We start from the raw sequence: 24,211 nt of genomic DNA, 5'->3' as shown, positions 1-24,211 counted from the left end.
CGCCCGCAGCACCTGCCGGGAGCGGGAGCGTCACCCGGCCGTGTTCGTCGGCGTCGTGGGGCTGCTCGTCGCCGCGGAGGACGACGGCGATCCGCTGCCGCTGCTCTCGGCCGCCGAGGACGAGGACGACGACGAGGACCCGCCGGGCTGCGAGCTGGTCGGCGTCCCGGCCATCGTCGACGCGGGGGCGGAGGTGCGGGGAGCCGTGGTCACGGGTGCGGGCTCCTCGACGGGAGCCTGCTCCTCCACCACGGGGGTGCTCCCGCCGCCGGCGGCACCGGTCACCGCGGGACGGTTCGCGGGGCCGCCGCCGCCCGAGGCGGCCGGCGTGGCGTAGGTGACGACGACCCGGTCCCCTGCCGACAGGGGCTTCCCGTCGGGCTCGATGGCGGTGACCTGGTCGGGGACCACGTCGTCCCGGGGCTCGGGGACCGGCTCGACGTCCAGCCCGAGGCGGTTCAGCCGCCGGACGACCTCGTCCACCGGCCGGCCCACGTACTGCTCGGCGTCGAGGACGATGCTGCCGGCCTCGCGCTGCTCGGCGGCGGTCGCCGGGCTGCCCGGGGAGTCGTCGGCCAGCGCCAGCAGCAGCGCCACGGCGATGCCGGCGCCCGCGAGGAGGCCGAGCAGCGGGAGCAGCAGGACCGCGGCCCGGCTCCGGCGCCTGCCCACGGGCGGCTGGGTGACGGGGCCGGTGGTGACGGTCCCGGGGCCGACGGGCGCGACGGCGGCCGCCGAGGCGACGCTGACGGTGGGCGGCGCCGCGGTGAGCGGGCGCCCGGCCTGCACGTCGTCGATGGCCTCGACGAACGCGGCGCCGTCGGGGAAGCGGGCGGCCGGGTCCTTGGCCAGCGCCCTGCCGACCAGCGCCCGGACGTCGGCCGGCAGGTCGGCGGGGAGCGGTTCGGGCTCCTGCCGGACCTGCTTGAGCGCGATGGTGACGGGGTTGTCGCCCTCGAACGCCGGCGTCCCGGTGAGGCACTCGTAGCCGATCAGGCCGAGCGCGTAGACGTCGCTGGCCGGTGTGGCCGCGCGGCCCTCCGCCTGCTCGGGGGAGAGGTACTGGGGGGTCCCGATGACCTGGCCGGTGCGGGTGAGCGCGACGCTGCGCGCCGACCAGGCGATGCCGAAGTCGGTGATCTTCACGCTGCCGTCGGGCCGGACCAGGATGTTGCCCGGCTTCACGTCGCGGTGGACCATGCCGGCCCCGTGGGCCTCACCCAGGCCGAAGGCGGTCTGCCGCAGCAGGGACAGGGTGGTCCCGGTGCCGAGGGGGCCCTCACGCCGCACCAGGGCGGAGAGCGGCTCCCCCTCGACGAGCTCCATGACCAGGTAGGCCAGCGTCTCGCCGGTGCCGTCCTGGGCGGTCTCCTCGCCGTAGTCGAAGACGGCGGCGATGTTGGGGTGGCTCAGCGAGGCGGCGTGCTGGGCCTCGGCCCGGAAGCGGGCCACGAAGGTGGGGTCACCGGTGTACTCGCTGCGGAGCACCTTGACCGCCACCGGGCGGTGCAGCGCCAGGTCGTGCCCGCGCCAGACCTGACCCATCCCGCCTGCGGCGATCAGCTGGTGCAACTCGTAGCGGTCGCCCAGGCACCGACGTCCTGGTTCGACCAACGGAGGTCACTCCTCGCCTGTCCGGCCCTGCTGCTGAAGGCCGCCACGTCGCCGCCCGGGGGGGTGAGCCCCCGGTCTCTTCTGTCCATTTCGGGACCCGGATACACATGCTGGACGAGGCCCGCGCGGGGGCCGTTCGATCCCTCCGTGCGCTCCTGGTCACACGGCGGCGCGGACGGCGTGCCGACTGCGCTGCGTGTCCGGACGGGTACGTCCGCTCAGCCCTCGAACAGCGCCCGGCCCCACCAGTCGTCATCGCCCCGGACACCGGGCGGGCACGCGAAGACGCCCGAGGAGGTGTGCCGGATGTACTCGTTCATCGCGTCGAGCCGCAGGTTGCGCTGCACCTGCACGAAGCCGGTCCCCGGATCGCGCTGGTAGGCGATGAAGAACAGCCCGGCGTCCAGCCGGCCGAGGCCGTCGGAGCCGTCGACGAAGCTGTAGCCGCGGCGGAGGATCGCCGTGCCGGAGTTCGTGGGGTTGGCCAGGAAGACGTGCGAGGTCTCCGGGACCGCGAACTCGCCGTCGACCTGCTTCGTGAAGTCGACCGGGTCGAACTCCGCCTGCTGACCGAGCGGCGCGCCGGTCCCCTTGGTGCGGCCGATGGTCCGGTGCTGCTCGTCGAGGGTGGAGGTGTCCCAGGGCTCGATGAGCATGCGGATCCGGCGGGTGACCAGGTAGGAGCCGCCGGCCAGCCAGTCCGCCCCGCTGTCACCGTCGCCCACCCACACGAACCGTTCGAGGGCCTGCTCGTTCTCGGCCTTGAGGTTGTTCGTGCCGTCCTTGAAGCCGAACAGGTTGCGCGGGGTCGCCTGCCCGGTGCTCGTCGACGACGTGCGGCCGAAGCCGAGCTGCGACCACCGGACGCTGACCACGCCGGCCCCCAGCCGGACCAGGTTGCGGACGGCGTGCACCGCGACCTGGGGGTCGTTCGCGCACGCCTGGATGCAGATGTCGCCCCCGCTGATCGCCGGGTCGATCTGGTCCCCGGCGAACGAGGGCAGCTCGGTGAGCGGCGCCGGGCGCCGCCCGGCCAGGCCGAAGCGGTCGACGCCCTCGGGGGTCGAGAAGAGCGTCGGGCCGAAGCCGATGGTCAGGGTCAAGCCCGAGGGCGGCAGGCCGATGGCCTCGCCGGTGTCGTCCGGCGGGGCGAACCGCTCGCCGTCGACGGCGCCCACCGGCCCGGCGTCCTGACCGGCCGTCATGCGGCGCGCGGCAGCCGTCCAGGTCTTCAGCAGGTCGACCAGTTCGTCCCGGTCGTCGGTGGTGACGTCGAAGGCGACGAAGTGCAGCCGGTCCTGCGCGGGGGTCACGATGCCGGCCTGGTGGCGGCCGGTGAACGGGACCGCCGCGTCCGGACCCGGCTCGGACGCCGAGGCGGTGTCGAGCGCCGTCGTCCGGCCGATCACGCCGCCTGCGGCGCCGGCGGCAAGCACGCCGGCCGTCCCGGCGCCCATCCAGCCGAAGAGGCGCCGGCGGGAGACGCCCGCCGGCCGCTGCTCGGGGTGCTGCTCGCTCATGACGTCACCGGTCCGCGACGACCGCCGCGACCTGGCTGACCGACTCGGTCAGGGCGGTGATGCTGTCGGACAGCCCCTTGAGCTGCTCCTGCGTGAGCTGGTCGTGCAGCATCCAGCCGTCGCCCGCGCGGTACTGCTCGAGCTCGGCCTCGGTCTCGGCGAAGCGCTCGTCGATCTCGGCGACCAGGTCGGGGTCGGCCTCCTCGAGGTAGGGGCGCAGCGCCTGGACGGCGGCCTGGGAGCCCTCGAGGTTGGCGGCGAAGTCCCACAGGTCGGTGTGCGAGTAGCGGTCCTCCTCGCCGGTGATCTTGCCGGTGGCCACCTCGTCGAGCAGCGCCTTCGCCCCGTTGGCCAGCTGCAGCGGCTCGAGCGTCGTCTCGTTCGCGAGCTCGACGATCCGCTGGACGTCGGCGAGCAGGTCGTCGGCGTAGGGGCCCATGTCCGAGACGTCACCGGTCTCCCAGAGGGCCTTCTCGATGCGGTGGAAGCCGGTGAAGTCCTGCCCCTCCTCCTGGTCGCCCTCGCGGCCGTCGATCAGCGGGTCGAGGTCGCCGAAGATCTCGGCGACCGGCTCGATCCGCTCCCAGTAGGTGCGGGCGACGGGGAACAGCGCCTTCGCGCCCTCGACGTCACCGGCCTTGACGGCCTCGGTGAACGCCGTCGTCTGCTCCAGGAGCGCGGCCGTCTGGCTCTGGACGTACCGCTGGTAGTCCTCGCCGGCCTGCGCGAGCGACTCGTCCTCGGACAGCTGCGCCGCCTCGCCGGTCACGGTCAGCGCGTTCCGGATCCCGTCACCGACCATGCCGGGCTTGCAGACGGTCTCGTACTCGCCGGCCGGCAGCTCGACCAGCAGGTCGCGGCTGAGCCCCGGGGCGATGTTCTCGACCTCGGCCATCACCCGGTCGCCCTCGGCGTAGACGTAGAACTCGGTGACCTTGCTGCCGTTGTTGGTCACGGCGAACTCGTGGGTGCCGGCCTCGAGCTCGGAGGCCTCGACGTCGCAGGCGTCGTCGGTCGCGGCGACGGGGATGGTGTCGGCGGCGCCGCTGCTCCCGCCGTCGCCGCCGTCCGAGCCACCGCAGGCAGCGGTCAGGACGGCGAGCGCCAGGGCGGGGAGGAGGGCGAGCCGGCGGTCATGCAGGGACATGCTGGGAGGTCTCCGACTGGGTCGAGGAACCCGGAGCCGTACCGGTCCGGGGAGCAGGGGCCGGCCGGGACGGCCAGAGGAAGGCCGTGAGCACCGGGACGAGGTAGGCCAGGTAGGCGATCGTCTCGAGGACGGTCGGGGCCGCGGTGATGTTGAACATCCCGGCGATGGCCGCGCCGTACCAGCTGTTCGGGTCGAGGACGCCGGAGATGTCGAAGGCGATGACGTCGAGGCCGGGCAGGACGCCGGCCTCCTGGAAGTCGTGGACGCCGTACTTGAGGATCCCGGCCGCGACGAAGACCAGCAGCACGCCGCTCACGGTGAAGAACTTCTGCAGGTTCACCCGGATCGCGCCGGCGTAGAGGCCGAAACCGATGAGGATCGAGGTGAGGACGCCCAGCGAGATCGCGATCAGCGGGGTGGCGGTCGACGTGGCGCCCTGCGCCGCGGCGTAGAAGAGCAGCGCGGTCTCCAGGCCCTCGCGGATCACCGAGACGAAGGCGATGCCGGCGACCGCCAGGGCGCCCACGCCGATGGCCGCCTCGAGCTTGCCGGTGAGCTCTCCCTTGAGGCGCCGGGCGGTGCGGCGCATCCAGAAGATCATCCAGGTGACCAGGACGACGGCGAGGACGGAGGCGATGGCCTCGAACAGCTCGCGCGACCGGTAGTCGGCCAGCAGCGAGGTCTCGGTGTAGGTCAGCAGCGCCCCGAAGAGGACCGACAGCGCGACCGCGGCGGCCACGCCGCCCCACAGGGGCAGGAGCTGGCGACGACGCCCCGACTTCACCAGGTAGGCGACCAGGATGCTGACGACCAGGGTGGCCTCGAGGCCCTCGCGGAGACCGATGAGGTAGCTGGCGAGGAAGGCCTGACCCATGACGACGGACCCGATCTGCGGCGAGGACAGCCCCGTCGGATGACCTAGGGCAGGCTGACCTTACCCGCAGTTCCACGTGGAACGGGAGCGCCGTCCGCCACACGGGCACCAGCCGGCGGGCCCGTGACAGGGTGACCGGCGACGACCACCGGAGACGACAGGACGGGACGACGATGTCCGAGACCGTGACCAGGACCGACGACGGCGGCGTGGCCACCCTGACCCTGCTGCGGCCGGGCCTCTCCTCCGCGCTGCGCGGGGATCTGCTGGCCGCCGTGCAGGAGGTGGCGGCGGACGGGTCGGTCCGCGCCGTCCTGCTCACCGGTACCGGCCGCGCCTTCTGCGTCGGGCAGGACCTCGCCGAGCACATCGAGTCGCTGCGCGGGAACGCGGCGACGTCGCTGTCGGTGGTCGAGGACGAGTACAACCCGCTGGTCCTGGCGCTGTCGGCGCTGCGCGTCCCTGTCGTGGTCGGGATCAACGGCTCGTGCGCTGGGGCCGGCCTGGGCATCGCGCTCGCCGGCGACCTGCGCGTGGCCGCGGCCGGCGCGAAGTTCACGACGGCGTTCGCCGGGGTGGGGCTCGGCAGCGACTCGGCCCTGGCGTCCCGGCTGGTGCACTGCGTGGGCGGGTCGCGGGCGGCCCAGCTGCTGCTCACGCCCGACCCCTTCACCGCGGAGACCGCGGAGCAGTGGGGCCTGGTGCACCGCGTCGTCCCGGCCGACGAGGTGCTGGGGGAGGCGCAGGCGCTCGCGGCACGGCTGGCTGCCGGGCCGACCGCGGCCTACCGGGCGATGAAGACCGTCCTGGCGACGGCGGCCACCGACTCGCTGGAGGAGACGCTGGCCCTGGAAGCGCGGCTGCAGACGCGCCTGGGGCAGACGGCCGACCACCTGGAGGCGGTCGAGGCGTTCCTGGAGAAGCGGGCACCGCGCTTCACCGGCCGGTGAGGCGGACGTCGCGCCGCCGGGCGCTGGGGATCGTCTTCGCGCTCGCCGCCGGCTGGCTGGCCCTGGTCGCCTGGCTCGCCGCGACACTGGTCGGCGACGGCGAGGTCGACTGGCTCGAGATCGCCGCCCGGGCGGCGCTGGGCGGCGTCCTGGCGCTCATGGTCGCGGCGGTGATCCCGCCGAAGAGGCTCCAGGCGGTCCAGCGCCCGCTCTCGGGCGCGATCTACCGCGGCCGCCTGCCGCGCGACGTCGATCCGGAACTCTGGCGCGCCGCGCTCGAGCACCACCGCGGTGCCTTGTGGGTGTGGAGGTGGCTGCTTCCCCTGCTGCTGGGGGTGTCTGCCGTCGTCTGCGCCGTGGCCACCTTCTTCCTGTCCGGTGGCCCGCTCGGCGCCGTCCTGGGCATCGGGCTCTTCCTGGCCGGCGTTGCGGCCGGCTCACGGATCTACGCGGAGCGACGCGGTGCAACCCTCGACGACCTGCTCGTCCAGCTGGACGAGCGCGCAGGCTGAGCGGGCTCGTCGTCCACCGGACGTGCGCGAACGGTGGTCACGAGGGCGTCATGACCACCGTGCGTGCGCACCCGGTGCGCGCGGGCCGAGCCGCGAAGAGTGCACCTGCCGTCGGGGCGAGCTCCCCCACCCGGCGACAGGGCGTCGGGGGGCCCGCCTAGCGGGTCAGCACGGCGCAGGCCGGGCAGACGTCGCGCGCGGCCACCGGCCACTGCTCCTCCGTCGACACCCGGGCCAGCGACCCGCAGAGGGTGAGCTCGCAGGCGCCGTCCACCTCGGCCGGCGGCCGGTGGACCTCGACCGCGTGCCAGAGGGCGGCGGTCGGCCCGTGCGCACGGCTCCGGGCGGCGGCGAAGACGGACGTCTGCAGCATCATGCGGAGGACGTCGGCAGGACCCTGCGCGAGGGTTACGGGCGCGACCTCTCCCCTCCCCCCGAGGAGGGAGGAAGGGGCGGCCTGCGCGGCTCCGGACGCCGGGGCAGGATGCGGTCATGGAGCTCACGAAGCAGGGTCACGCGTGCGTCGTCCTCACCGACGGGGACCGCACCCTCGTGATCGATCCGGGTGCCTGGACCGACCCCTCGGCGCTGCAGGGCGCGAGCGCGGTGCTCATCACGCACGAGCACCCGGACCACTTCGAGCCGGAGCGGCTGCGGGCGGCGCTGGACGCCGACCCGGCGCTGGAGGTGTGGACGAACAAGTCCGTGGCGGGCCGCCTCGAAGGGCTGGGCGGGCGGGTCCACGTGGTCGGCAACGGCGACGCGGTGACGGTCGCGGGCTTCGACGTCCGGGTGCACGGCGAGCTGCACGCGGAGATCCACCCGGAGATCCCGCGGGTGGCGAACATCGGGTTCCTGGTCGACGGTCAGGTCTTCCACCCGGGTGACGCGCTGACCGTGCCCGACGAGCCGGTCGCGACGCTGCTGCTGCCGATGCACGCGCCGTGGTCGAAGACGGCGGAGCTCATCGACTACGTGCGGGCCGTGCACGCCGACCAGGCGTTCGCCGTGCACGACGGGTTGCTCAACGAGACGGGCCTGGGCCTCGTGAGCGGGCTGCTGGGCGAGCGGGGTCCGGGGACGCCCACGCCGTTCAGCCGGCTGGCCCCGGGGGACTCGACCGAGCTCTGAGCCGGTCGAGTCCCCCGGGGAGGGATCAGCGGACGGCGCCGCGGGACCGGCCGCCGGACACGCCCTCGGCGACGCCGATCAGCAGCACCGCTGCGATGACGGCGACGATGAAGCCGAGCACGTTGAGCTCCCAGATGTCACCGGTGCCCAGCAGGCTGGCGACGACGCCACCGATGAGGGCGCCGACGACGCCCAGCAGCAGGGTGGCGAGGATGCTCAGCCGCTGCCGGCCGGGCTTGATGAGCCGGGCGAGCGCGCCGATGATGAGGCCGACCACGATGAGGCCGAGGATCTGCACAGCGTTCTCCTTCGTTCGACCGGTGTGGCCCCCATCCCGGCAGTCGCCGGTTGCGCACACCGGTGCACGACGGTGTTCCGTACCCCCAAGATCGCCGCTGAAGCACGGTTCGCCCGAACGGGGTGGTCAGGCCGGCGACGCAGCGCGCTCCACGTGCGCGGGGACCTTGGCCAGCTCGGCCTCCACCGTGCGCTGGACCAGCCGGCGCAGCGCCCCCCGCTGCAGCCGGCGGACCACCCGGCTCCCGCCCACCGGTTCGTGCGTGACGGTCATGGTCACGCGCGTGCCGCCCCCGCGGGTCCCGGCCAGCTCGATCCGCGTCGTCCACGTCTCGGGGGTGAGCCGCAGCCGGGTCGCCACCACGCGGGGCGGGTCCCACTCGACGATCTCGCCCTGCGGCGCCCCCTCCGCCGGCGGCCCGTCGAGCCGGCCCGGCGCGCAGACGAACGTCGTCCCGATCCCCGGGCGCCGGGCGTCCTCGCCGAGGACGTACGAGACGTCGCACACCGAGCAGTAGGGCTCGAGGACGGCGAGCGCGCGCCACACCTGCTTCGGCGGCTGCGGGACCTCGCGGACACCCGTCGCGGTGGTCGTCGGCATGGTCGGCGTCATCAGCGGCCGCCCACGGAGACCTCGAACTCCACCTGGCTGACGTCGGGGCGCAGCCGCGAGAAGCTGTGCACGAGGGGGTGGCCCGAGCTGTCGCGGACCGTCGTCCGCACCACCAGCAGGGGCGAGCCGGCGACGATCCGGAGCAGGTCGGCCTCACCCGGGTCGGCCGTGCCGACGTCGACGACGATGCGTGCGTGGGCCAGGTCGGCCTGGTACTCGCGGCGCAGGAACTCGTACAGGGAGCCCTCGCTGAAGTCCTCCTCCGCGGCCCGCGGGTAGAGCGCCGCCGGGAGGAAGCTGTGCGCGACGTGGTTGGGCTCGCCGTCCACGCTGCGCAGCCGCTCCAGCTCGACGACGTCGGCGGTGCCGTCCAGGGCCAGCTCCGTGGCGACGAGGGCGGGTACCGGGGTGACCCGCTGGGTGAGCACCTCGGTGCCGACCTGCGCGCCCTGCTCGCTCATCACGGAGCTGAAGCCGGCGATGCGGTGGACGAAGCTCTCCCGGTACTCGTGCCGGATCGCCGGGCGGGTGACGTAGGTGCCCCGTCCCTGCTCCCGCACGAGGTGGCCGTCGGCGACGAGGCCGTCGACGGCGCGCCGCAGGGTGATGCGGCTGACCCCGTACTCGGCGCAGAGCACCGGCTCCGGCGGCAGGAGCGTCAGCTCGGGCAGGGAGGCGACCCGGCGCCGGAGGTGCTCCCGGACGGCCAGGTACTTGGGTCCGGAGACGGGGCTGACCACGTCCGCAAAGGTACGGGATCGCAAGACGTCTGGTCGTCATGTCGTATGGGACGTCACATCCGATCCCACCTACCGGGACATCCCGCTCGCAATGCGGAAACGTCAGGACGTCATGACGTATGGTCGGCTTTCGCCACTCGAGGGAGAGCGTGTTGCGCATCGGTGTCCTCACCGGCGGGGGCGACTGCCCCGGCCTCAACGCCGTCATCCGGTCCGTCGTCCGGACCGCGTCCGCCCACTACGGCAGCGAGGTCGTCGGCTTCCGCGACGGCTGGCGCGGCCTCCTCGAGGACCGCACCACACCGCTCGACGTCGCGGCCGTCGACGGCCTGCTCACCAGGGGCGGGACGACGCTCGGGTCGGCCCGCGTCGCCCCCGAGCGGCTGAACGCCGAGCTGCCGCAGATGAAGGACGTGCTGGCCACGCACGGCATCGACGTCCTCATCCCCATCGGCGGGGAGGGGACGCTCACCGCTGCCCACCTGCTGTCGGAGTCCGGCGTGCCGGTCGTCGGGATCCCGAAGACGATCGACAACGACATCGACGAGACCGATCTGACCTTCGGCTTCGACACCGCGGTCAGCATCGCCACCGAGATGATCGACCGCCTGCACACCACCGCCGAGTCGCACCAGCGGGTGCTGCTGGTCGAGGTCATGGGGCGGCATGCCGGCTGGATCGCCCTGCACGCCGGGCTGGCGTCGGGCGCCCACCTGACGCTGGTGCCCGAGGAGCCCTTCGACGTCGAGCAGGTCTGCCGCCTGGTCAGCGAGCGGTTCGAGCGCGGTGACACGCACGTCATCGGCGTCGTCGCCGAGGGGGCCACCCCGCTCCCCGGGACGATGGACCTGCGCGACGGCGGCCTCGACGAGTTCGGCCACCGCCGGTTCACCGGCGTCGCGCAGCAGCTGGGCGCCGAGCTGGAGCGGCGGACCGGCAAGGAGGTCCGCACCACCGTCCTCGGCCACGTCCAGCGCGGCGGCACCCCGACCTCCTTCGACCGGGTGCTGGCCACCCGGTTCGGCCTGCACGCCACGATCGCCGCCCACGAGGGCAACCACGGGCAGATGGTCGCGCTGCGGGGCACCGAGATCGAGCTGGTCCCGCTGGAGAAGGCGGTCTCCCGGCTCAAGACCGTCACCCGCTCCCGCCTGGCCGAGACGGCGGCCTTCACCGGCTGACCACCCCGTGGGCGACATATGCCCAGCTGGAGCGCGTGACGTTGTGCCCGGTTCGCCGTCCCGGAGCGGGGTAGGTGGCGCAGAATGGGCACCGCCACCGCGCTGCGACCCTCGGTCCGGTGGCGCGTTCGCGACGGGGCGACGGAGGACGAACGTGAGTGAGACGCCGGACTGGCGCGCCCGGCGCTGGGCCGCCACGCACCAGCGGATCTACGACACAGCTCTCGAGCTGTTCCAGCGCGAGGGCTTCGACGCGGTCAACGTCGGGCGGATCGCGCGCTCCGCGGACGTGTCGGTGCCGACCTTCTACGCGCACTACCCGTCCAAGGAACACCTGGTCATGCAGGTGCCGAGCGCGGCGGACTTCGCCGACGTGCTCGTCGAGCTGCCCGCCGAGCTGCCGGTCTCCGTGCGGTTCCGGCAGGCGGTCGGGGCGTGGATCGCGCAGTGGAGCGCGGAGTTCCGGCGCGACGCGCTGGCCCGCTGGCAGGTCATCGCGACGACCCCCACCCTGCGCACGCGAGCGGCCGAGTTCGAGCGCACCTCCGGTCACGTGGTGGCCGACGCGATGCCCGTCGAGCCGGGCGCGGCGCCGCGCACGTCGGACCTCATCGTGATCAACGCCTACATGTCGGCCTACACGGCGGGGCTCCTCGCCTGGGCCGACTGCAACGGCGAACGCAAGCTCGAGGAGCTCATGGACGAGGCGTTCGACGCCCTCGAGGGCCGCTAGGACCTCGGCGCCCGCAGCTCCACCACGGTGACCTCCGGGCGGGCGCCGACCCGCATGGGCGGGCCCCAGTACCCCGCGCCCGAGGTCACGTACAGCTGCGTGTCCCCGTGCCGGGAGAGCCCCTCGACGGCGGGCTGGTCCAGCCGGATCGCGTAGTCGAAGGGCCACAGCTGGCCCCCGTGGGTGTGGCCGGAGAGCTGGAGGTCCACCCCCGCCGCGGATGCCTGCTCCACCAGCACCGGCTGGTGCGCCAGGAGGACGACGGGGACGGCGTCGTCGCGGCCGTCCAGCGCCGCGTCGAGGTCGGCCCCGTGGCCGGGCAGCCCGGACGAGGCCGCCGTCCGGTCGTCGATGCCGGCCAGGTCGAACGACGCCCCGCCCCGCCGGATCGCCACCCGCTCGTTGCGCAGGACGTCGACGCCGAGCGTGGGCAGGTGGCGCAGCCACGCGTTCGTGTCCACGAAGTACTCGTGGTTGCCGGTGACGAAGAAGACCCCCTGCTCGCTCACCAGGTCGGCCAGCGGCGCGGCCTCCTCGCGCAGCTCGGGCACGTCGCCGTCCACCAGGTCGCCGACGATCGCCACGACGTCGGGGCGCTGCTCGTTGACCAGCTCGACCAGGCGCTCGAAGCGCCGTCCCCCGTAGGTCGCCGACAGGTGCCCGTCGGAGAAGGTGACGATGCGCACACCGTCGAGGGCGGGGTCGAGGTTCGCCAACGTCACCGGCACCCGGCGGACGACGGGCGGCGAGTTGGCGAAGTACGCGCCCGTGCCCGCAGTGCCCAGCGCGACCGCACCCGCGGTCACGGCCAGCCCGCGGGCGAGGAACAGCCGCCGTGAGGGATCCGGCGGGGCGTCGGGCACCCCGGTCTCACTGGCGGTGGTCTCGGGCGCGGCGGGTGCCCGGCGCTCCCGGCGTCGCAGGACGACGCTCCCGACCAGCCGGACGGGCTCGAGGACCAGCAGGGAGAGGAAGGCGTAGAAGGCGACGCCCAGCCAGCAGTAGGCGACCCAGTCCAGGGGCGCGGCGGCCTCGAGCGGGAGCGTCCGGCGCAACCCCACCGCCAGCGCGGGCAGCACGGCCAGCACGAGGGTGAGCAGCGTGAGCCGGCGGCGCAGCCGGCCGGGGCGGGTCGTGCTCCGGACCAGCCGGAACCACAGGTACCCGTGCAGCAGCAGCATGGCCAGTAGCACCACGGTGCCGAAACCGACCAGGGCGATCACCGACACCGGCGCACCCTGGAACCGGCGACCGTCACGGCCCCACTCTCCCAGGTGGGCGCCGCCGACCAGGGACGACCCGCTAGGACCCCGCCTTAGCCAGCTTCCTGCGCAAGGACGGTTCCAGCTCCCAGAACCGCCGCTCGGCCGCGTCGGCCCGCGCCTGCTCCAGCGCGTGCAGCCGGCCGAAGGTGAACCCGTTCTCCCCCTCGGCGAGCGCCACCACGGCCAGCCGGCGGCACAGCTCGCGGGTCACGACGGTGTCCTGCCGCTCCCCCAGGACCGTCTGGACCCGCTTGGCCGCCTTGGTGGCCGCGTCGGCCCCGTCCAGGCGGGGAGCCACGACCTCGGTCGTGTAGCGGACCCGCTTCGCCGCCTTCCGCACGGCGTGCAGCGCCTCCGACCGGTGCTCGGGTGCTGCCCGGCGGGCGGTCCGCAGGTGCCGGCGCAGCCGGGTGACCGACCGGGCGACCGCCTCGCGGAGCACCGGCTCCAGCCGGTCGTCCGCACGCCCGGTCAGCGGCGGATCGGTGACGAGCCCGTGCAGGTCCTCGAGCAGCCGCAGGTACCGGGCATCCGCCAGCGTGTCCAGCGCCCGGTCGAGTCCCGCCCGGTCCTCCTCGATCTGCAGCTGCTGCAGGCGGGCGGCGACCGGCCCGAGCACCAGGTCCTCGGGCTCGGCCGCGACCAGCTCCCGCAGGTGCGCCACGGCGACCTCGGTGTCCCGTGCCGCCGAGAGCTGCCCGCCCAGCCACCGCAGCTCGTCGCGCACCGCCCGGGTGACCTCCGGGTCGAGCACCTCCCGCAGGGCCGCGAGCGTGCTGCGCAGCCGCCGGGCCGCGACGCGCACCTGGTGCACGGCGTCGGGCTGCTCGGTGCGCAGGGCGACGTCGGCCGCCTCCAGGCCGGCGAGCTGGTCACGGACGGCGGTACGGGCGAACTCGCCGGCGCGCGGGCCCTTCTTCCGCACCTTCGGCACCCAGCCGTCGAGCTCGGCCCGCCGGGCGGCCAGCACCCGGCCGAGCTTCGACGCGCTCGCCGACGGACGCGCCCCGGCCGCGACCAGGCGCTCGGCCACCGCTTCCGCCAGCGCGGCGTCCCCGTCGCCGAGCTCCACCTCCACCTCGCGCCAGGTGTGGGCCTCCGCGGGCCGGTCGGGTCCGAGGGCCGGGACGCTGGCGGCCACGACGTCGTCGGCGATCTCGGCCAGCAGCCGGCCCTCGCCGTCGCGCAGGGCGGTGACCACCCGCCGCGTGCGCAGCGTGGCCACCGGCCCGGTCGGCGCGCCGCGCAGCAGGCCGGTGACGGGTGCGACCAGCGCCTGGGGTGGCCGTCTGACGGCCCGGCCGAGGGGCGCGTGCAGCTCGTAGCGGGCGGCACCGGCGGGCAGCTTGAGGTGCCAGCCGGCGTCCGGTCCCCCGGTCCGCCGGCGCAGCGTCACCCGGGCGCGCAGGAGCCGGAGGTCCGCCGCATCGTGGTACACCGCCTCCAGGGCGTGCTCGACGGGCGCGTCCACGCTGACGACGCCGTCCAGGCCCTCCAGCGGAGGCAGGGCGTATGCCTCGTCGACGTCGTACTTGCTCTCCACCTCGAGGTGCCCGCTGGGCATGCCGGCCCTCCCTCCCCGGCCGCGCTGCCCGGCCGCTTGCTCCCGACCCTAGGCGGCCGATGTTCAGCCGCGACCCCTCCTGGGCACGCCTGATGTGCCAGGAGGTGCCGTCGAGGGGCGCCGCGCGGAGGGGAGCAGACCCATGCTGGACGAACGACAGGTGTCCGCGGCGATCGGCAGCACCGCGTACGACGCGACCGGCCAGAAGATCGGGACCGTCGAGCACTTCTACGTCGACGACCGCACCGGTGCGCCCACCTGGGTCGCCGTCACCACCGGCCTCTTCGGCACCCGGCAGTCCGTCGTCCCGGCCGTGGACGCCACGTTCGACGACGGCGGTCTCCGGTTGCCGGTCGCCGTCGACGCGGTCAGGTCCTCGCCGCACCTGACCGGCGACCACCTCACGCCCGACGACGAGGCGGAGCTGCGCCGTCACTACGGGGCCGGCGCGGAGGAGCCCGTGCGGGACGGGACGGTTCCCCCGCAGGCGGCCGCCCCACCCACCGTCGAGATGCCCGCGGCGCGTCCCCAGCCGCCGGTCCAGGCCGACGACGGCGCGATGACCCGCAGCGAGGAGCAGCTCGTCGTCGGCACCGAGCGGGTGGCCACCACGCGGGCCCGACTCGTGAAGTACGTGGTGACCGAGCAGGTGCAGATCACCGTCCCGATCCGCCGCGAGGAGGTCCGGCTCGAGGAGGTGCCGATCGACGCCCCCGACGACGTCACCGGCGAGACGCTGGTGGCCGAGCAGCCGCGCACCGGCTCCGGTGGGCTGCCCGACGAGATCGTCCTGCACACCGAGCGGCCCGTGGTGACCGTCGAGGTCGTGCCGACCGAGCGGGTCCGCCTGCGCACCGTGGTCGTGGAGGGTCAGGAGACGGTCACCGAGCAGGTCCAGCGCGAGCAGGTCGTCGTCGACCAGGACGCCGCTCCCCGCAGCACCGTCGACCAGGACACGGCACCGAACCGGGTCTGACCCTCAGCCGACCCGGTCGGTCCCGGCCGCCCGCAGCAGCTCGTCCGGACCCGGGTCGACCAGGACCCGGCCGTCCGAGGCGACGACGACCGGTCGCTCCTCGTCCAGGGCGTCGTTCTCCGCGAGCACCGCCCGTGCGGCCTCGTTCTCCGCCGGGTCGAGCCACTGGTGGGCGATGCCGTGCTCGTCGAGGAGCACGCGCAGCGCCGCGCTGGCCGGCCACGCCGGGTCGCCGACCACCCGCAGGCCGGTCGCCCGGCCGATCAGCATGGCCCGGCGCAGCAGGAACGACCGCATGATCAGGTCGGCCAGGTCGCGGTCGGCCGCCATGACCTCGCGCAGTCGCTGCACCGTCAGCGTGACCACGACCCCGGGCCGCGCTGCCACCACCGTCCGCACCGCGCGCTGACCGGCGAGCATGTTGAGCCCCCCGAGGAACCGGCCGGGCCCGGCGACCATCACCACGCGGGGCTGGTCGCCGTCACCGGGCTCCGGGTCCTCGACCACCGCCACGGTGCCTTCGAGCACCACGACGAAGTCCCACTCGCTGGCGCCGCCCTGCACCAGCACCTCGCCCTTGCTCGTCGTGCGCCGGCGGCCCGCCCGGCGGAGGACGGCGAGCTGCCGGTCGTCGAGCCGCGGCGAGGCACCGCTGGGGTCCTCGGTCTCCTCGAGCCCCTCGACGGCGGGCAGCCGCGCCGGCGGGGACTGCGGCGCGGGCGGCCGAGGGCCCGGCACCCGCCCGGCCGGCGCGGTCGAGCGCTCGACGGGCGTGCCGCGCGGATCGGTGGCGAGCAGCGCCGCCGCCAGCTCGTCGGTGCCGGCACGACCGGTGTGCCGCACGCCGTTGACGAAGAACGTGGGCGTGCCCTCGACCCCGCTGGCCTCCGCGCCGGCGACGTCGTCCCGGACGTGGGGCGCGTGGGTGCCGTCGCCGAGCTCTCGGGCGAACCGCTCGAGGTCCAGTCCCAGGGCGGACGCGTAGTCGAGCAGGTCGGTCGCCTCGAGGGCGTCCTGGTGGGCGAACAGCTTGTCGTGCATCTCCCAGAACATGCCCTGGGCGCCGGCGGCCTCGACCGCCTCGGCGGCCAGCTGCGCGTGCGGGTGGAGCTCGACCAGCGGCAGGTGGCGGAACACGTAGCGGAGGTCGTCGCCGAAGCGGCCCCGGAGCTCGCTGACGACGCCGGTGGCGCGGCCGCAGAAGGGGCACTCCATGTCGCCGTACTCGACGAGGGTGAGCGGCGCATCGACCGGCCCGCGGACGTGGTCGACCGCCGGGTCGACCGGTGGGTCGAGCCGGAGGGGGCGTTCGGGGGTGCTGCTCTCCCGGCTCAGCAGGCGGAAGAAGAGGGCGCCGAGCGCGGCCGAGACCACGGCGGCGGCCAGGATGCCGACCGTCGCCTCCTCCCGCAGCGCCTCGTCGTCGAAGGCGAGGTCGGTGACGAACAGCGAGACGGTGAAGCCCAGGCCGCACAGCGCCGCCCCGCTCCAGACGTTGCCGAGGGTGACGCCGGGCGGGAGGACGCCCAGCCGCAGCCGCACCCCGAACCAGGCGGCCAGCCCGACCCCGAGCAGCTTGCCGACGGCGAGGCCGACGAAGACGCCGATGGTCACCGGCGAGGTGAGCGCCCGCTCGAGCAGCGGCCCGTCGATGCGCACGCCGGCGTTCGCCAGCGCGAACACCGGCACGACGACGTAGCTGCTCCACGGCACCAGGACCGCGCCGATCCGCTCGTTGGGCGAGATGGCGCGCTCCACCGAGAGCTTGGCCTCCCGCGCCAGCGAGGGTTCCGGCGACTGCCGGAAGGCGCGGGCGAGGGACCCGGCGCGCTCCACCTCGGCCCGGCGGGGCGGGTAGGCGCTGACCAGCAGGCCGAGGACGACGCCGCCGATCGTGGCGTGCACGCCCGACTCGTACATCGCGACCCACATGACGGCGCCGACGGCGAAGTAGGCCGGCCCGCGCCACACCTGCATGCGGGAGAGCCCGATGAACGCGAACACGCACAGCCCGGCGATCGACAGCGCGACGAGGTCGATCTCGTCGGAGTAGAAGATCGCGATCGCGCTGAGCGCGCCGATGTCGTCGACCACCGACAGCGACAGCAGGAAGACCCGCAGCTGGATGGGGGTGTGCCGCCCGAACAGGGCGAGCGCACCCAGCACGAACGCGGTGTCGGTGGCCATCGGGATGCCCCAGCCGACGGCGCCCTCGCCACCGGCGTTGATGGCCAGGTAGAGCAGCGCCGGGAGCACCAGACCGGCGACGGCGGCCAGGGTGGGGATGGTCAGCCGGCTGCGCTGCACCAGCTCGCCCATCGAGAGCTCGCGCCGCACCTCCATGCCGATCAGGAAGAAGAAGAACACCATCAGGCCGTCGTTGACCCAGTGCTGCAGGCTCATGGCGATCTCGGCGGCGCCGAAGCTGACCGCCACCTCGGTGTGCCAGAAGGTGTCGTAGGACCCGGCCCACGGCGAGTTCGCCCAGACCAGGGCGACGAGGGTGGCGGCCACCATCAGCCCGGCTCCCGCGACGCCCGAGCGCATCATCCGCCGGACCGGGTTCGACAGCTGGGCGGCGAGGTGGGTGGACCCGGCGCGGCTCGACCCGGCGAGAATGGTCACCGGGGGAACGCTAGGGCCGGAAGGTTTCCGACGGGAGTCCTCCTCCCGTCACACCCGCCGGTCGGGCAGGAAGCGCAGCCGGTCCCGGGTGGCGGCGACCTCCGCGGCGTCGACGTCGGCGAGCACGATGGTCTCGATCCCGGCGGCCGTGGCCAGCAGCTCGCCCATCGGGCTCACGACCCGGCTGTCGCCCACGTGCTCGGTCCCGTCACCGGCCGTGCCGACCCGGTTGCAGCCGACGACGTAGGCCTGGTTCTCGATCGCCCGGGCCTGGAGCAGCGTCTGCCAGTGGTGCCGTCGGGGGCTGGGCCAGTTGGCGGGCACCAGGTAGACGTCGGTCTGCGGCGCGGCGTCCCAGAAGACGTTCGCGAAGCGGAGGTCGTAGCAGATGAACGGGGTGATGCGCAGGCCGCCGACCTCGACCGTCGTCGGCTTCTCCCCCGCGCGGAACCGCTCGTGCTCGCCGGCGTGGGTGAACGGGTGCAGCTTGCGGTACCGGTGCACCGTCCCGTCGGGGCCGGCGAGGACGAAGGAGTTGTACGGCAGCTCGGTTCCTGCCCCACCCATCTCGCCGACGCCGTCCTCGACCTCCGGGCACGTCCCGCCGACCCACACCCCGTGCTCGGCCGCCTGCCCGGCCAGGAACCGCGCCGAGGGCCCGCCCTCGGGCTCGCCGATGCCCGGCGTCATGGAGAACCCGGTGCTGAACGTCTCGGTGAGCAGCACCAGCTCGGCGCCGGCGCCGACCGCCCGACCCACCTGCGGGGCCAGCCGGGCGAAGTTGGCGTCCCGGTCCTCCCAGACGATGTCGTGCTGCACCGCGGCGATCCTCATGCCAGCCTCCCCAGCCGTTCCACGGCCTCCCCCAGCACCGCTTCGCTCTTGCAGAACGCGAACCGGACCAGGTGCCGCCCCAGGTGCGCGTGCTCAGGACCGTAGAAGACCCCGGTCGGGACGGCGACGACGCCGGCCCGCTGCGGCAGCGCGCGGCAGAACGCCAGGCCGTCGCCGTCGGGCTGCGCACCCCGGACGTCGACGGTCGCGAAGTAGGTCGCCTCCGGGCTCACCACGGGCAGCCCCGCGGCGGCCAGCCCCCGCACCAGGACGTCGCGGCGGTGCTGCAGGTCGCGCGCGGCGGCGGCGAAGTACCCGTCGGGGAGGGCGAGACCGGCGGCGACCGCGGGCTGGAACGGCCCACCGCTGACGTAGGTGAGGAACTGCTTGGCGGTCCGGACGGCGGACACCAGCGGCGGCGGGCCGTGGACCCAGCCGATCTTCCAGCCGGTGACGTTGAACGTCTTCCCGGCGCTGCTGACGACGAGGGTGCGCTCGCGCATCCCGGGCAGCGTGGCGATCGACAGGTGCTCGGCACCGTCGAAGACCAGGTGCTCGTAGACCTCGTCGGTCAGCACGAGCAGGTCCTCCGTCGTCGCGACCTCGGCCACCAGCTCGAGCTCCTCGCGGGTGAACACCTTGCCGGTCGGGTTGTGCGGGGTGTTGAGCAGCAGCAGCCGCGTCCGCGGGGTCACCGCCCGGCGCAGGTCGACCGGGTCGAACGTCCAGGCACCCGTGCCGCTCGCGGGCGGGAGCAGCGGCACCGGGCGGGCGACCCCGCCGGCCATCGCGATCCCGGCGGCGTAGCAGTCGTACATCGGCTCGAACAGGACGACCTCGTCGCCGGTCTCCAGCAGCGCGAGCAGGGCGGCCGTCAGGGCCTCGGTGGCACCCGCGGTGACCAGCACCTCGGTGCCGGGGTCCAGCTCCGTCCCGCGGAAGCGCCGCACGTGGTCGGCGATCGCGGTCCGCAGCTCCGGCGTGCCCGGGCCCGGCGGGTACTGGTCGGCGGGCGTGCCGATCGCGGCCCGGGCGACGTCGAGCACCTCGGGCGGGCCGGGGTAGTCGGGGAAGCCCTGCCCGAGGTTCACCGAGCCGGTGGCCACCGCCAGCGCGCTCATCTCCGCGAACACCGTCGTCCCGAAGCCCTGCAGGCGGGCGGACAGGTACGGCGCGCGGGTCATGCCGCGCCGTCCAGGACGAAGGCGACGGAGCGGGCCTGCACGTCCGCCGTCTCCAGACGGACCCGCACCCGCGTGCCGGGCCGCAGCCCCTCGCCGGTGCACCGGCCGCGGATCGCCAGGTCGTCGAGGACGACGGTCCCCCGGCCGTCCTCGGCCTCGACGACGACGGCCGGGAAGTCCTGGCCCTCCCGGCCGCGCAGCAACCAGGCCTCGGTGGCGTCCACGACCGCGCGTTCCGCGTCGCGGGTGCGGCGGTCGGACGCCGCCATGAGCGCGGGCAGCTCCGGGAGCGCGGCTCGCAGTGCGGGGTCCGGCTCCCGGCCGGCGGCGAGCGCGAGGCACACCTCGGTGCCGAAGCGGTCGACCAGCCGCCGCAGCGGCGCGGTGACGTGGGCGTACGGCGCGCCGACCCCGCCGTGGCCCGGCTGCTCGGGCGCGGCCCCGTCGAACGCGGTGTAGGCGGCTCCCCGCAGCAGGATGACCGCCTCCTCGAGGAACGCCGCGTGGCCGGGCCGGGCGGGGTCCAGGCCCGCCACGACGGCGCCGGGCGCGGCACCCGCGGGCCAGTCCACGCCCAGCGCGGGCGCCAGCAGCCGCAGCTGCTCGACGTCCTGGGGCCGCGGCGGCGGCAGCGTGCGCAGCACGCCGACACCGCCCTCGAGCATCAGCGCGGCGGCACAGCGCCCGGTGAGCAGCGAGATCTGCGCGTTCCACCCCTCGACGGGCAGGTCGCCGCGCAGCACCAGCCGCCAGCCGCCGTCCGATGCCGCCTCGACCGACTGGTCGGGCGTGCCGAGCTCGATGGCGCCGCGCTCGGCCGCGCGCTGCTGCAGCAGGGCGCCGATCGCGGGCAGGAGGGCGAGGGCGTCGGGAAGGGTGCCGGCGTCGGCCTGCGCCTGCACGGCCGGGTAGTCCAGCTGGGCGCGGCTGCGGACGCGGGCACGACGGAGCTGCACGCCGGCCACCTCGCCGTCGGCATCCAGGTCAACGGTCCAGAGCGCCGCGGCCCGGAGCTCTCCTGGCAGCAGGCTGGCCGCGCCCTCGCTGAGCACCGGCGGGTGCAGGGGCGTGCGGCGGTCGGGGCTGTACAGCGTCTGGCCCCGCCGTCGGGCCTCCGCGTCCAGCGGGCCGCCCAGGTCGACGGCGGCACCGACGTCGGCGATGGCGTAGCTGACGCGGAAACCGTCCCCTCGTCGTTCCAGGTGCACCGCCTGGTCGAGGTCGCGGCTGCCGACGGGGTCGAGCGTGACCAGCGGGACGTCGGTCGCGTCGAGCTCCGGCAGCCGCGGCTGCGCCGCCCGGAGCTCGGCCTCGGCCAGCACCACCGCCGGGAACTCCTCCGGGACCTCGAACTCGGCGCGGATCGCCGCGAAGTCGGGCCCCTCCTGCGCGGCGGCCGGCCACCGGGGCACCCGGATCGGAGCGCGGACCATGCCGACCAGCCTGGCAGAGGCGGGCGTTCCACGTGGAACGAACGTCTCAGCCCAGGCGGACGTCCTCCATGCCCTCCACGGAGACCACGTCTCCCCGGCGCAGCTGGCGGCCCCGGCGTTCCTCGGGCTCGCCGTTGACGCGGACCGTGCCGGAGAACAGCACGTCCTTCACCTGCGCCCCGGTGGGTACCGCGTCGACGAGCTTGAGCAGCTGGCCCAGCCGGATGGTGTCCTCGCCCGGACGCAGGTCGACGGTGCGCATGCCGCTCAGTGTGACGGCCCGGCCGGGACGAGCTCGTCGCCGGTGCGGAGGACGCCGGCCCGGAGCACGGCGGCCCGCACGGCGAGGTTGCCGTCGCGCTCGCGGTGGATGGTCTTGAGCACCGACGTGTCGCGCGGGATGCCGCCCGGCTGGGGCCGGGTGGTCATCACGCAGCGGGAGACCGGGAGCCCGAAGCGCAGCCGGGCCGAGCCGAGGTCGGCCTCCTGACCGCGCAGCGCGTCCTCCCCGTCTCCGTCGAGCACGACGTTGGCCCGGAACCGGCGCCGGTCCCAGGTGCCGAGCGTGCCGGTGGACACCAGCGAGAGCCGGATCCGGGGGCTGTCGTGGAAGGGCCCCGGTGCCCCCTCCCACTGCAGCCACTCGGTGGGGTCGGGGACGTCCTCGTCCACCGGCGCCTCGTAGGTCGGTGCGGCCTCCGTGCGGTCGCCGGCCGAGCGCAGCTCCACCCTCCGGCCCAGCCAGCCGGAGAGCACGTCCTCGTCGGTCGTCACCGTCCCGTCGGGCAGGACGACCTCCACGCCGCCGTCGTCCCGGACCCGCGCCGAGCCGAAGAGCAGCTCCGGGACGCGGCGGGCGGTCAGCCCCAGGCCGGTGTCCCGGTCGAACAGCGCCCACCGCCGGTCGCCGGCGATCCCGAGCTCGTCGACGGCGACCTCCTGCAGTCGCTCGCCCTGCAGCGACTTGACGGGGTAGCGCCACAGCTCCAGGACGCGCACGTCAGGCCGCCGTCCAGGACAGCGTCCAGCTCCCGGACCACTCGGCTCCGGGCTCGAGCACGACGAGGTCCGTGCCGTCGGCGAGCGCGTTCGGCGGGCAGGTCATCGGTTCGACCGCGACGCTGCGGCGGCGTCGGCCCTCCGGCAGCGTGTCGCCGCTGAAGACCTGCAGCCACGACCACGCGCCGTCGACCGCCAGCTCCAGCGTGCCCGCGGGACCGGTGAGCCGGGTGCGGGCCCAGCCGTCGTCGTCCCGCACCAGGTCGGTGAAGGCGTCGTCCAACACGCGGTCGCCGATCCGGCCGACGGCGCCGTCGAACGGCGCCCGCCGGCCCGTGGGCAGCCCGCCCTCGAGCTCGAGGGCGGTCCGCACCGGCAGGGTCAGCACGGCCTCGCCGACGTCGCCGTCCCGCTCCGCGCCGACGGACAGGTAGGGGTGCAGCCCCACGCCCACCGGCGCGGCGTCGTCCCCGGCGTTGCGGACGCGGACGGTGACCTCCATGCAGTCCGGCGCCAGGCGGTAGTCGACGGCGGCCTCGAGGCGGAAGGGGTAGCCCGGGTGCGGCGGGACGACGGTGCCGACGGTGGCGCTGCCGCCCGCCGAGGCCAGAACCTCCCAGGGCTGCCACGCGACCAGACCGTGGATGGCGTTCGGCGCCTCCGGGGACTGCACCTGGAGCTGGAGCTCGCGCCCCTGCCAGGTCCAGCGGCCGTCGCGGATGCGGTTGGGCCAGGGGATCAGGACGGCGCCGGGCCACCCCTCGACGACCGTGCCGGCCGGGTAGCTGTCGACGACCTCCCAGCCCCCCACCGCCAGCCGGCGCATGCCGCCGCCCCGGAGGTCGACCACCAGGTCCGCGTCACCGGCGCTCAGGTGGACCTCGGCGGGGCGGGACTCGGGCCAGGGCGCAGCGGGCATGGGCGTCAGCTCACCACAGCGCCGCGGTCGTCCCCGACGAGGACCCGCTCGAAGAACAGGGAGCCCTCGGCGTCCGGGTCGCCGACGTAGGCGCCGAAGGCCGGGATCGGGCGGTAGCCACCGGAGGTGTAGAGGCCGATCGCCTCGGGCTGCAGCGGCCCGGTCTCCAAGCGGAGGGTGGTCCAGCCGCGCTGCCGGGCGGCGTCCTCCAGCCCGGCCAGGACGGCTCGGGAGACCCCCCTGCCCCGGGCCGCCGGCACGACGTACATGCGCTTGACCTCCGCGGCGCCGTCCCCGAGCGCCCGCAGGGCCCCGCACCCCAGCGGGGTCCCGTCGTCGTCGCGTGCCACCAGGACGACGCTCACGTCGGCCGCCGACGGGTGCGTGCCCGGCTCGTCCTTGCCGCCGTAGCGGGCCCGGACCTCCTCCTGCTGCTCGCGGGTGAGCCGCTGGACGTCGGGGTCGTCCCAGAAGGCCGGCCCGACCCTCACAGCGCGATCCCGTGCAGCAGGAGGGCGGCCAGCTCCCGGTAGGCGGCCGAATCGTCGAGCCCGGTCGCGCGCTCGGTCTCCCCGCGGCCGATGCGCAGCATGAGGGTGGTGACCGTGTCGGCGATGAGCGCCGGGTGCACCTCGCGGAACCGCCCCTGGGCCACGCCCTCGGCGATCAGCTCGCGGACCCGGTCGGCGGCCAGCGCGGTGTTCCGCTCGTAGACCTCGCGGCCGGGGGCGAAGGAGTCCAGGTCGCGGTGGAAGGACGGGCCCGCCGGGGACAGCGCCCGGGCCACGGCGCTGAGGTAGGCGGTGACCCGCAGCGCCGGGTCGCTCTCGGAGACCGTGTGCGCCTCCACGGCGTCGGTCGCCTTGCGGAAGAAGTGGCGGATGACCCGCAGCGAGAGCTGCTCCTTGGACCCGGCGAGCGCGTACAGCGTGCTCTTCGAGCAGTGCAGCCGGACGGCGAGGTCCTCCAGGGTGAACCGGGCGAAGCCCTCCGCCAGGAAGATCGCCTCGAGCTGGTCCAGCAGCTCGGCCTGCCGCCGCGTGAGCGCGGTGTCCACGGTGTCGGTCATCGGTCCTCCTTCCGGCGGGTCAGCATGG

General features: G+C 74.8%; 25 protein-coding genes. 6 read left to right on the top strand and 19 right to left on the bottom strand.

Going from position 1 to position 24,211, the window contains the following annotated elements; all coding sequences use genetic code 11:
* Positions 1-30: 30 nt before the first annotated feature.
* The 4 genes from DCS98_RS14825 to efeU form a co-directional block, all read right to left on the bottom strand.
* Complete coding sequence (locus DCS98_RS14825) at positions 31-1,614, bottom strand: serine/threonine-protein kinase (RefSeq protein WP_116452122.1); 1,584 nt, start codon at positions 1,612-1,614, stop codon at positions 31-33.
* A 218-nt stretch (positions 1,615-1,832) separates the two neighbouring features.
* The gene (gene efeB / locus DCS98_RS14820) at positions 1,833-3,134 is read right to left on the bottom strand and encodes an iron uptake transporter deferrochelatase/peroxidase subunit (protein ID WP_116452121.1); all 1,302 of its coding nucleotides are present in this window, start codon (positions 3,132-3,134) and stop codon (positions 1,833-1,835) included.
* 4 nt (positions 3,135-3,138) lie between these two features.
* On the bottom strand, positions 3,139-4,281 hold the full coding sequence (gene efeO, locus DCS98_RS14815; protein WP_116452120.1) for an iron uptake system protein EfeO: 1,143 nt from the start codon (positions 4,279-4,281) through the stop codon (positions 3,139-3,141).
* Entirely contained in the window at positions 4,268-5,158 is an 891-nt protein-coding gene (gene efeU, locus DCS98_RS14810; RefSeq protein WP_116452119.1) for an iron uptake transporter permease EfeU, read from the bottom strand. The genes efeO and efeU overlap by 14 nt, the downstream gene beginning before the upstream one ends.
* A gap of 173 nt (positions 5,159-5,331) precedes the next feature.
* Here efeU and DCS98_RS14805 point away from each other — a divergent pair, with 173 nt between their 5' ends.
* The gene (locus DCS98_RS14805) at positions 5,332-6,108 is read left to right on the top strand and encodes an enoyl-CoA hydratase-related protein (RefSeq protein WP_116452118.1); all 777 of its coding nucleotides are present in this window, start codon (positions 5,332-5,334) and stop codon (positions 6,106-6,108) included.
* Positions 6,105-6,620, top strand: coding sequence for a hypothetical protein (locus tag DCS98_RS14800; protein WP_116452117.1), 516 nt, complete (start codon positions 6,105-6,107; stop codon positions 6,618-6,620). The genes DCS98_RS14805 and DCS98_RS14800 overlap by 4 nt, the downstream gene beginning before the upstream one ends.
* A gap of 157 nt (positions 6,621-6,777) precedes the next feature.
* Here the strand turns inward: DCS98_RS14800 and DCS98_RS14795 are convergent, their stop codons facing one another.
* Positions 6,778-6,996: a hypothetical protein gene (locus DCS98_RS14795; RefSeq protein ID WP_116452116.1), complete on the bottom strand. Its 219-nt coding sequence runs from the start codon at positions 6,994-6,996 to the stop codon at positions 6,778-6,780.
* A gap of 116 nt (positions 6,997-7,112) precedes the next feature.
* Here DCS98_RS14795 and DCS98_RS14790 point away from each other — a divergent pair, with 116 nt between their 5' ends.
* On the top strand, positions 7,113-7,751 hold the full coding sequence (locus DCS98_RS14790) for an MBL fold metallo-hydrolase (protein WP_116452115.1): 639 nt from the start codon (positions 7,113-7,115) through the stop codon (positions 7,749-7,751).
* 25 nt (positions 7,752-7,776) lie between these two features.
* Here DCS98_RS14790 and DCS98_RS14785 read toward each other — a convergent pair whose 3' ends face one another.
* The 3 genes from DCS98_RS14785 to DCS98_RS14775 form a co-directional block, all read right to left on the bottom strand.
* Complete coding sequence (locus DCS98_RS14785) at positions 7,777-8,049, bottom strand: GlsB/YeaQ/YmgE family stress response membrane protein (RefSeq protein ID WP_206340279.1); 273 nt, start codon at positions 8,047-8,049, stop codon at positions 7,777-7,779.
* A 126-nt stretch (positions 8,050-8,175) separates the two neighbouring features.
* Positions 8,176-8,649 (bottom strand): SRPBCC family protein, encoded by a 474-nt coding sequence (locus tag DCS98_RS14780; RefSeq protein ID WP_116452274.1) that lies wholly within the window; start codon positions 8,647-8,649, stop codon positions 8,176-8,178.
* 11 nt (positions 8,650-8,660) lie between these two features.
* Positions 8,661-9,401, bottom strand: coding sequence for a GntR family transcriptional regulator (locus DCS98_RS14775; protein ID WP_116452114.1), 741 nt, complete (start codon positions 9,399-9,401; stop codon positions 8,661-8,663).
* Between the two features lie 152 nt (positions 9,402-9,553).
* Here DCS98_RS14775 and DCS98_RS14770 point away from each other — a divergent pair, with 152 nt between their 5' ends.
* Both DCS98_RS14770 and DCS98_RS14765 read left to right on the top strand, forming a co-directional pair.
* Positions 9,554-10,582: an ATP-dependent 6-phosphofructokinase gene (locus tag DCS98_RS14770; RefSeq protein WP_116452273.1), complete on the top strand. Its 1,029-nt coding sequence runs from the start codon at positions 9,554-9,556 to the stop codon at positions 10,580-10,582.
* Positions 10,583-10,736: 154 nt separating this feature from the next.
* On the top strand, positions 10,737-11,315 hold the full coding sequence (locus tag DCS98_RS14765) for a TetR/AcrR family transcriptional regulator (RefSeq protein ID WP_164704578.1): 579 nt from the start codon (positions 10,737-10,739) through the stop codon (positions 11,313-11,315).
* On the opposite strand, the gene DCS98_RS14760 is transcribed toward DCS98_RS14765, so the two are convergent.
* Positions 11,312-12,544, bottom strand: a complete 1,233-nt coding sequence (locus DCS98_RS14760) for a metallophosphoesterase (RefSeq protein WP_206340278.1) — start codon at positions 12,542-12,544, stop codon at positions 11,312-11,314. The two genes, DCS98_RS14765 and DCS98_RS14760, sit on opposite strands and share 4 nt — an antisense overlap.
* A gap of 73 nt (positions 12,545-12,617) precedes the next feature.
* Positions 12,618-14,144, bottom strand: coding sequence for a CYTH and CHAD domain-containing protein (locus tag DCS98_RS14755; RefSeq protein WP_116452112.1), 1,527 nt, complete (start codon positions 14,142-14,144; stop codon positions 12,618-12,620).
* Positions 14,145-14,286: 142 nt separating this feature from the next.
* On the opposite strand from DCS98_RS14755, the gene DCS98_RS14750 reads away from it, so the two are divergent.
* On the top strand, positions 14,287-15,120 hold the full coding sequence (locus DCS98_RS14750) for a PRC and DUF2382 domain-containing protein (protein WP_116452111.1): 834 nt from the start codon (positions 14,287-14,289) through the stop codon (positions 15,118-15,120).
* 3 nt (positions 15,121-15,123) lie between these two features.
* Here the strand turns inward: DCS98_RS14750 and nhaA are convergent, their stop codons facing one another.
* From nhaA to DCS98_RS14705, 9 genes are read right to left on the bottom strand one after another with little or no spacing between them, the layout of a single operon-like run.
* The gene (nhaA, locus tag DCS98_RS14745) at positions 15,124-17,745 is read right to left on the bottom strand and encodes a Na+/H+ antiporter NhaA (RefSeq protein ID WP_164704577.1); all 2,622 of its coding nucleotides are present in this window, start codon (positions 17,743-17,745) and stop codon (positions 15,124-15,126) included.
* Between the two features lie 48 nt (positions 17,746-17,793).
* Positions 17,794-18,579: a nitrilase-related carbon-nitrogen hydrolase gene (locus DCS98_RS14740; protein ID WP_116452110.1), complete on the bottom strand. Its 786-nt coding sequence runs from the start codon at positions 18,577-18,579 to the stop codon at positions 17,794-17,796.
* Positions 18,576-19,763 (bottom strand): pyridoxal phosphate-dependent aminotransferase, encoded by a 1,188-nt coding sequence (locus DCS98_RS14735; protein WP_116452109.1) that lies wholly within the window; start codon positions 19,761-19,763, stop codon positions 18,576-18,578. The genes DCS98_RS14740 and DCS98_RS14735 overlap by 4 nt, the downstream gene beginning before the upstream one ends.
* A complete protein-coding gene (locus tag DCS98_RS14730) occupies positions 19,760-21,196 on the bottom strand; it encodes an RNB domain-containing ribonuclease (RefSeq protein WP_116452108.1) in 1,437 nt (478 codons plus the stop codon). Before DCS98_RS14730 ends, DCS98_RS14735 begins: the two co-directional genes overlap by 4 nt.
* Before the next feature lie 46 nt (positions 21,197-21,242).
* Positions 21,243-21,458 (bottom strand): RNA-binding S4 domain-containing protein, encoded by a 216-nt coding sequence (locus tag DCS98_RS14725; protein ID WP_206340277.1) that lies wholly within the window; start codon positions 21,456-21,458, stop codon positions 21,243-21,245.
* A 5-nt stretch (positions 21,459-21,463) separates the two neighbouring features.
* Entirely contained in the window at positions 21,464-22,195 is a 732-nt protein-coding gene (locus DCS98_RS14720) for an MOSC domain-containing protein (RefSeq protein WP_116452107.1), read from the bottom strand.
* A 1-nt stretch (position 22,196) separates the two neighbouring features.
* Complete coding sequence (locus DCS98_RS14715; protein ID WP_116452106.1) at positions 22,197-23,114, bottom strand: aldose 1-epimerase family protein; 918 nt, start codon at positions 23,112-23,114, stop codon at positions 22,197-22,199.
* Positions 23,115-23,119: 5 nt separating this feature from the next.
* Positions 23,120-23,605, bottom strand: coding sequence for a GNAT family N-acetyltransferase (locus DCS98_RS14710; RefSeq protein WP_116452105.1), 486 nt, complete (start codon positions 23,603-23,605; stop codon positions 23,120-23,122).
* A complete protein-coding gene (locus DCS98_RS14705) occupies positions 23,602-24,183 on the bottom strand; it encodes a TetR/AcrR family transcriptional regulator (RefSeq protein ID WP_116452104.1) in 582 nt (193 codons plus the stop codon). The genes DCS98_RS14710 and DCS98_RS14705 overlap by 4 nt, the downstream gene beginning before the upstream one ends.
* Positions 24,184-24,211: the final 28 nt, after the last annotated feature.

Origin of the sequence: Blastococcus litoris (genome assembly GCF_003075095.1) — a bacterium.
In the GTDB taxonomy this organism is placed as follows: Bacteria; Actinomycetota; Actinomycetes; order Mycobacteriales; family Geodermatophilaceae; genus Blastococcus_B; species Blastococcus_B litoris.
The sequence above is the reverse complement of the archived record's forward strand: the minus strand, read 5'-3'. Positions and strand labels throughout refer to the sequence as shown.

What these genes read in the sequence shown, in the direction of transcription:
- efeB (WP_116452121.1), bottom strand. Translation starts at nt 3,134, where the DNA reads ATGAGCGAGCAGCACCCCGAGCAGCGGCCGGCGGGCGTCTCCCGCCGG.
- efeO (WP_116452120.1), bottom strand. Translation starts at nt 4,281, where the DNA reads ATGTCCCTGCATGACCGCCGGCTCGCCCTCCTCCCCGCCCTGGCGCTC.
- efeU (WP_116452119.1), bottom strand. Translation starts at nt 5,158, where the DNA reads ATGGGTCAGGCCTTCCTCGCCAGCTACCTCATCGGTCTCCGCGAGGGC.
- DCS98_RS14805 (WP_116452118.1), top strand. Translation starts at nt 5,332, where the DNA reads ATGTCCGAGACCGTGACCAGGACCGACGACGGCGGCGTGGCCACCCTG.
- DCS98_RS14795 (WP_116452116.1), bottom strand. Translation starts at nt 6,996, where the DNA reads ATGATGCTGCAGACGTCCGTCTTCGCCGCCGCCCGGAGCCGTGCGCAC.
- DCS98_RS14790 (WP_116452115.1), top strand. Translation starts at nt 7,113, where the DNA reads ATGGAGCTCACGAAGCAGGGTCACGCGTGCGTCGTCCTCACCGACGGG.
- DCS98_RS14780 (WP_116452274.1), bottom strand. Translation starts at nt 8,649, where the DNA reads ATGCCGACGACCACCGCGACGGGTGTCCGCGAGGTCCCGCAGCCGCCG.
- DCS98_RS14755 (WP_116452112.1), bottom strand. Translation starts at nt 14,144, where the DNA reads ATGCCCAGCGGGCACCTCGAGGTGGAGAGCAAGTACGACGTCGACGAG.
- DCS98_RS14750 (WP_116452111.1), top strand. Translation starts at nt 14,287, where the DNA reads ATGCTGGACGAACGACAGGTGTCCGCGGCGATCGGCAGCACCGCGTAC.
- DCS98_RS14740 (WP_116452110.1), bottom strand. Translation starts at nt 18,579, where the DNA reads ATGAGGATCGCCGCGGTGCAGCACGACATCGTCTGGGAGGACCGGGAC.
- DCS98_RS14735 (WP_116452109.1), bottom strand. Translation starts at nt 19,763, where the DNA reads ATGACCCGCGCGCCGTACCTGTCCGCCCGCCTGCAGGGCTTCGGGACG.
- DCS98_RS14730 (WP_116452108.1), bottom strand. Translation starts at nt 21,196, where the DNA reads ATGGTCCGCGCTCCGATCCGGGTGCCCCGGTGGCCGGCCGCCGCGCAG.
- DCS98_RS14725 (WP_206340277.1), bottom strand. Translation starts at nt 21,458, where the DNA reads ATGCGCACCGTCGACCTGCGTCCGGGCGAGGACACCATCCGGCTGGGC.
- DCS98_RS14715 (WP_116452106.1), bottom strand. Translation starts at nt 23,114, where the DNA reads ATGCCCGCTGCGCCCTGGCCCGAGTCCCGCCCCGCCGAGGTCCACCTG.
- DCS98_RS14705 (WP_116452104.1), bottom strand. Translation starts at nt 24,183, where the DNA reads ATGACCGACACCGTGGACACCGCGCTCACGCGGCGGCAGGCCGAGCTG.